The organism is Rickettsiales bacterium (assembly GCA_033762595.1).
In the GTDB taxonomy this organism is placed as follows: domain Bacteria; phylum Pseudomonadota; class Alphaproteobacteria; order Rickettsiales; family UBA8987; genus JANPLD01.
In genome coordinates this window covers 1-6935 of sequence record JANRLM010000081.1, presented here as the reverse complement: position 1 = coordinate 6935, position 6935 = coordinate 1, and the positions used below count along the sequence as shown (strand labels likewise).

Genomic DNA, 6935 nt, shown 5'->3' with positions numbered 1-6935 from the left:
GTGTATGTAGTATTTTTATTAAAATTATGTTAAAATCAAAGGATTAAATTAGTTTTATTACTATAGAATAGAAAAATGCATTTAATGTAATACAATTTCACCAAGTTAAGTTTGAGGAAAATGGCGGTTGGACAAGCAAAGAAAAGTGAAAAAAAATATCATTCAAGCGTAGAAGATTTTATCCCATACGCGGCTCATTATGATGAGGATACTATCATCACCAAAAATGGCGAGCTGATGGAAGTGATAAAAATCACCGGCTTTAATTTTGAAACAATCGCTGGCGATAGCACAAAAGATCTAAGACAAATCATCAGAAATACAATTTTGAATCATGTAAAAACTGATGAGGTTGCAGTTTGGCTTCATACCTTCAGAACAAAAGTGAATATTGATACAGATGCAAGTAAATTAAAGGGTTTTAATAAATTCCTCCACGAAAAATGGGTAGAAAAAAACGAGTGGAATAACCAATATGTAAATGAGCTTTACATCACTTTTTTGGGTGAAGGCGAAAAATTAGATATAGTTGATCCAAAAGTTATTTGGGAGAATATTCACCCTACAACTCAAATGAAAAAGCGTAAGGAAGCCCTTACCAGAAGTGCTGAAAAGCTCGATAAAATCACAAGGGCAGTAATGCAAGATTTAGCTAGTTTTGGTGCAACTAAACTAACTGTTTACAAAGAAGATGGGGTTTATTATTCAGAAATTTTGAGTTTTGTAAGTAAATTAATGAATTTGGTAGAACAGAAAATCCCGCTTGAGCCAGTTGATTTATCAATGTTATTTCCAAGTAATAAGGTTGTGTTTCAATATAATGTAGTGCAGGTTGAGGAATTTAACTTAAAACATTATGGTGCAATTTTTAGCGTTAAGGAATATCAGGAAGTATCCACTAGAGAGATTGATAAATTTCTGCAATTACCAGTGCAGTTTATGGTTTCTGAGAGCTTTAATTTTGTTTCAAAAGATGAAGCACTTGAAGCCTATAAAGATCAAATGAAAATATATGAGCTTTCTGGAAGCCAGTTTATGTCTGATATAACGGGCGTTTCAGATATTATAAAAGGTGGTGGTGAAGCAAATTTTTATGGTGAACACCAGATAACCATAACGGTTCTGGAAGATAGTGTTAAGGAAATGCAAAAGGCGGTTTCATTGGTGGTTGATGCCTTAAGAGAGCTTGGCGTTGTGTTCGTTCGTGAGGATTTATATTTGGAATATTGCTATTGGTCGCAAATGCCCGGCAATTTTGATTTCTTAAAAAGGCAGAGCTATATTTCAACCAATAAAATTGGTGGATACGCCTCTTTATATAATTTTCCAGCTGGAAAGAGGACTAATAATAAATGGGGTGAAGCTGTAACCCTTTTCAGAACTGCAAAAAACACGCCTTACTTCTTCAATTTTCATGATGGCGAGAGTGGTCATTCCTGCTTGATTGGCCCTAAAGGTGCAGGCAAAACGGTTTTATTAAACTTCCTCGTTTCTGAAGCCCAAAAATATGAGGGCAATAGCTTCTATTTTGAAAAAGATAAAGCGAGCGAAATTTTTATCAAAGCAAGTGCTGGCAAATATAATAAAATCAGCGAGCTTATTGATCAAGGCAGGCTTTATCTAAACCCTCTTTTACTTCCAGATACCCCAAATAATAGAAGGTTTTTAGTTGAATGGCTTGAATATTTAATTGAATTTATTGACGAAAACGGCAACCCAGTAGCTAATTATATGCCAATTTCTAAAGAGGATTTAGACTTGATAGAAAAGGCGGTTGAGGTGAATTATTCTTCACCAAAAGAAGAAAGAATGCTCTCATTTCTAGTTCCAAAAATTTGGGGTAATAACCCTGAAAGCTCTGCAACTGCTAAAAGGCTTTCATATTGGTATATGTCTGGCAAGTTTTCAAAATATTTTGATAGCGGAATTGATAATCTTGATACCAAAGCAAAAATTGTAGGCTTTGATTTATCCCAGATTATCAACAATAAATCTATTGCAGTGCCAATGAGTTTTTATCTTCTGCATAAAGTTGAAGATTTAATGAGCATAGATAAACCAACCATTATAGTTTTAGATGAAGCTTGGGATATCATTGATAACCCAGCCTTTGCACCAAGAATTGAAAATTGGCTTGAGCGTATTACGGAAAAAAATGGTATAGTAATTTTTGCAACTGATGCCCCTGAAAAAGCTGAGAAAAGCTATGTTACAAAAAGAATTATGCCTTTAATTGCGACTAAAATTATTCTGCCAAACCCAAATGCTTCGCAAAATTATCAAACAATTTTTGGCTTAAATGAAAGCGAATTTAAGGCGGTTACTAAGCTAGATTTAGCCTCGCATCAATTTGTTCTAAAAAGAGGTGAGGATTCCGTGGTGTGTAAATTAAGCCTGCAAGGAATGAATGATTTGCTTTCAGTGCTAACTTCAAACCAAGAAAGTTTGTTATTAATGAAAAGTTTAATCGCTCAAAATGGCGATAACCCAGATAAATGGCTAGCTGAGTTTTTTAGAAACCAGAAGGGGTAATAGCTAGATTGTCATATGATAATTCATTCCCGCCCCGTGTCAAGCACGGGGTAAACTCCAGCGGGAATCCAACGATAGATACCCGCTTTCGTGGGTATGAAGTTATAGTAATGAAATAAATTTTGTGAGATATATATTAAAAATATTTCTATTTTTCCTGATAATTTCTTGCTTTTTTGTGAGTGAATATTCTTTCGCTCAAGGTAATAATCCGCCTCCAAATAACCCTCCACCAAATGTTGGGGGTGGTGAAGATAGAGGCGTTGAAATAAGGCAATCTGGCACTGCTGATATCACCTCACAAAGATACAGTGTTCAAGAGGATTTAAGCGGTTTTTGCAGATATACCTCAGTAACTGAAGATGGCGTTGAGTATAAAGCCCTAGATATCAACACTAATATTTATAACTCCGATAATATTCTAATGGGGATTTCTAACCCCAAATATTGCCCACTTCCAGGGCGAGATTTTCTGCCAGATGGCTACCCCGATGCAATCGCAGGTGAATTTTTACTTAGTGGCGTTGTATGCGTTGTGCAATCAATAGTTCTTGATTCAATGTTTAGAGTTTTTTGCTCAATATTGCTTTGGTTTTATCAGATATTACTGGCGATGATAATTGTTTATGTAATGTTTTATGGTTTAGCTATAATGTTTGACCTAACCGAAGAGCCACTAAAACAAGCACCCGCCAAGATAATTTTAATAATGTTTATTATTCTACTTAGCTCAAATGCACAATTTAGTTTTAAGTGGATTTTTGGCACTTTTAATACGGTTCTTACTACTTTCAGTGATATTCTAACAAGGTTGCAACCTTTATATTCTGAGGGCGGGGAGCGGGTTTATGATAGTGAAGGTAGGCTTCTTGATATTAACGGCAATGTTTGGAAGCCCCTTGCAAATGGCACGCCTTATGTTTATGTGAATTCCTACACTAGTGATACCGGCCAATTTATTGAAAATGAAAATCCCCACACAATTGGAGATGGATTAGCAGAAACACCAACATCAATGCCGATTAAAAATGGCACTCATAATTTTGAATTTATTCCAGCAAATGAAGCTTATAAATATGTTCCATTTAGAGTTCCAGCCCAGCAATGGCAGGGTAAAATGGAAGAAGTTAATGGCGTAAAGAGTTATAAAATTTATCCTGTTTTTAAGCAAATATATGATCCAGTAAGTCAAAATAATGCAAAAGTTACTGCCTGTGTTGTAGACTTTAAGTATAATTATCAACTTAGAAGGGTTGAGCTATTCCCTAGATGTAGTGAGAAAAATTGGCCAGTTATTCCAGATTTTTCACCATACGGAGCAGCAATAAATAAGAATCTTAGCCCTGTAGGTGAAGAAAGCCAGTATTCGGGTTTCCCTAATTATGGTTCACCTTTATTAACCCCACCAAAATTATTAGATCAGACAGGGAATGTTGATGCTGTTTGTGATGAAGCATCAAATCCAAGATCTTGCAGAAAACCATTTCAAGGAATTATTGGCAAGATTGATGCGTTATTTGATTCCGTAGTTGGTGATGATAGAGCCAAAGGCTTGACCTCAATGGTGATTGCACTTTCCCTGTGGGCAGGAGGTGGTGGCACTTTCTTATCCTTCTTTTTGCTCACGGGCATTTTAACAATGTTCATCGCGTTTGTGCAGATATTATGGGTTTATGTAACGGCCTTTATGGGCTTAACCTTCCTAATGATGCTTGCACCTTTATTCGTTACATTCAAATTATTTAAGATTACAGAATCAATGTTCAATGCGTGGGCTTCAATGCTAGTTTCCTTTATGTTGCAACCAGTTATTGTGCTTGGTATTGTTTATGTTCTTTCAAACGCAACTTCACTAGATAGGCTTACAAGTCTGGCTAGAAATGAACTTGGCACAAAACAATATGTAAAATCTAAAGGAACAAAAGATTCCCCAACGATAAATTATTCTGCACCGGGTTTTCTAGAGCCGCTTTATGAATATCCCACTGATTACCAAGAAATGAAAGATCTTTATGGGGGCGAAGCAAGTGGTCTTTCAAATGTTGAAGGTGATTCAATCTCCCTAACGCAAAGAAAATTATATAGAAAACTCAAAGAAAGGTATTTTGTAACTTATTATAAATTTATTTTAGCTGGTTTTAGTGATGAACAAGCAAGAGCCTCTGCAAATAATACTGAAAGAATTGCCGCAATAAATAATTCTCAAACTGCATTAGATTTTTCAAATTTATATAATAATAAAACTACAATTTCAGAAGGCACACCGCCAAAACCAAGACAGATAGAAGGAATTGATGCAATTTTATATTACGCCACTAACCCAACGGCAATTCCTGCTGGAATGCTTGTAACACAAGCTCAATTAAATGAATTTTTGCGTATTTATAGGGAGGGTGTAAATTCCCCAATAGATAGCCCTATCTTAGATACACCACTTGGTATCGAAGATGGCGATGCTTATATCGGTGAGCCACGAAACCCTCCAGAGCCAGCTCCTGCACTAAATGCCAGGGGGGAATATCCAAATTGTGTTAAATACTGCCCAGAATTCCACCCACCTTATGATGCCTCAGATATTGCAACGACTAGCCCAACTTCACAGCAATGTGTCGGTTTTTGTTTATATAGTTATGCCGATAAAGAGGAAATGTTCAGCTATATTTCAGGTGCGATAATTATCTGGCTATTACTAAACGCAATGGTGGGGGCATTTATGTCGCAAGTGCCATCTATTGCTGAGAAATTATCAAGAATTTATAATGTTGGTTCACCTAAAATATATGGCACATCTGCTGGTAATCAGCCAACTAAGTGGGCAACGGGGGCTAGGGCTGATGTTTCAAATTTAGGCTCAGTGTTTGATATGGGTATTTTTTCTGGTGCGCCCGGTGCACTCGCAAGGCTTGGGGATACGCTTCAAATGAAGGCAAATCGCACCAGAATTATGGGTAATGATGGTATTCCAGTTGAGCAAAAAGGTAGATCAATGTTTGAAGATAGCCCGCTTTCTATCCTCAATAAAAAGCAAGACCCAATGGTTACAGCTTATGATGCAATAAAACTTCTTCAAGATGACCCAGCTAAGAAAAATTTATTAGAGTATGCCGAAGGCTATCAGCAAGGTAATATTGATTACAGAAAGATGGAGGAAGACATTCGAAAAGAAGTTTTATCTAAAGAGCCAACTAAGAAAAACTGGACAAAAGAAGAGATTAAAGAAAAATATATTAAAGTTCTTCAAAAGAAGAAGGAAGAAGCGGATAAGAAAAAGCAAGGCAGTAGCAGCTTTAATTACAAATCTTCAGGCGGTGGCAGTTATTCACCTACAGAAGAATCATTAATAGATACTAGAATGAGCTCTTTAGATGCAGGGCTTGAAATGGGCGGAAATAGAGAGGCTATTTCAACTAGGACAAGTAGTTCGGAAGATATTAGGTTTAGTAGTGAAGCAAGTGTAAGCGTTGAAGATAAAAAGTATGATGATTGGCTTTCTAAAACAACAGAAAGCCCCGCAAATTATCAAGGTGAATTTGGCGGTTATGATACAATGCCAATTTCTCAGAGAGAATACGATGAATGGCAGGCTAAGCAAAAACAACAACAAGAAAATAATTTAGGTCAGAAGGTTGATGCAACTGCCTTTGCTCCCGTTACTTCAAAAGTTGTGGTTAAACCTCAAGATGCGAAAAAAGGAAATGTAATGAATTTAATTTCATCACTTGACCCTTCAAAAGTTGCTCAAAATAAAAATTATCAGCAATTAAAAGAGGCACTTGCTAAAGGTGATGTAAAAGGGGCAGCAGTTGCAACGGCAAATCTAACAAAACAGGCAAATCAATTAAAGAAAGATACACCTAAAAAATCAAAAGATAACAAGCCACAAAATTATCAAGATTTAGTAAATGTTGAAGGTGCTTCAAGAATGGATATTGCTGTTGATTTAATGCCAAGAACCGCTTCTCAGCAGGAAGCCCCAATAGAATTACCACAAGAAAATTTAGGTGAAAGAATTAATTTAGAAACCATAAACAATTCTCAAGAACCAGTTTTAGCAAATAATCAAACGCAATCTCAGCCAACAATTCAGCCTATTCCTGTAACACCTCTAAAAGTATTTAGCCAAAAACCACAAGGCGGAATTTTATCTCAATTTAATAAAAAACCTGAAGATGATAAACCTAAAGAGGATTTTAGTGAAAATATTTCAAATGCACTGCAAAATCTTGCCGGAACAAGTCGTTCATATTTTGATGCAGTTGCAATCGAAACGCCTGCTGGCAGTAATATAAATCAAGCTGAAAATTTAGGTGAGCCAATTGTTAGCACTTCAAGCCCTGAAAAACCAAATATAACCTCAGAACAGCAACAGCTAACCACAAGCCAAAGTCAAAATCAAAATTCAG

The 6935-nt window shown here is 36.1% G+C and carries 2 protein-coding genes; both read left to right on the top strand.

The genetic code is table 11. The features are described 5' to 3' along the window. Positions 1-120 precede the first annotated feature (120 nt). Positions 121-2532 carry a hypothetical protein gene (locus SFT90_05865; GenBank protein MDX1950007.1) on the top strand — a complete coding sequence of 804 codons (2412 nt, stop codon included), beginning with the start codon at positions 121-123 and terminating at the stop codon, positions 2530-2532. Between the two features lie 178 nt (positions 2533-2710). Next, positions 2711-6935 (top strand): type IV secretion system protein (locus tag SFT90_05860; GenBank protein ID MDX1950006.1); only part of this gene is annotated, 4225 nt, incomplete at its 3' end.

Bases quoted from the DNA above. Each gene is read 5' to 3' on its own strand.
- SFT90_05865 (MDX1950007.1), top strand. From the start codon at position 121: ATGGCGGTTGGACAAGCAAAGAAAAGTGAAAAAAAATATCATTCAAGC.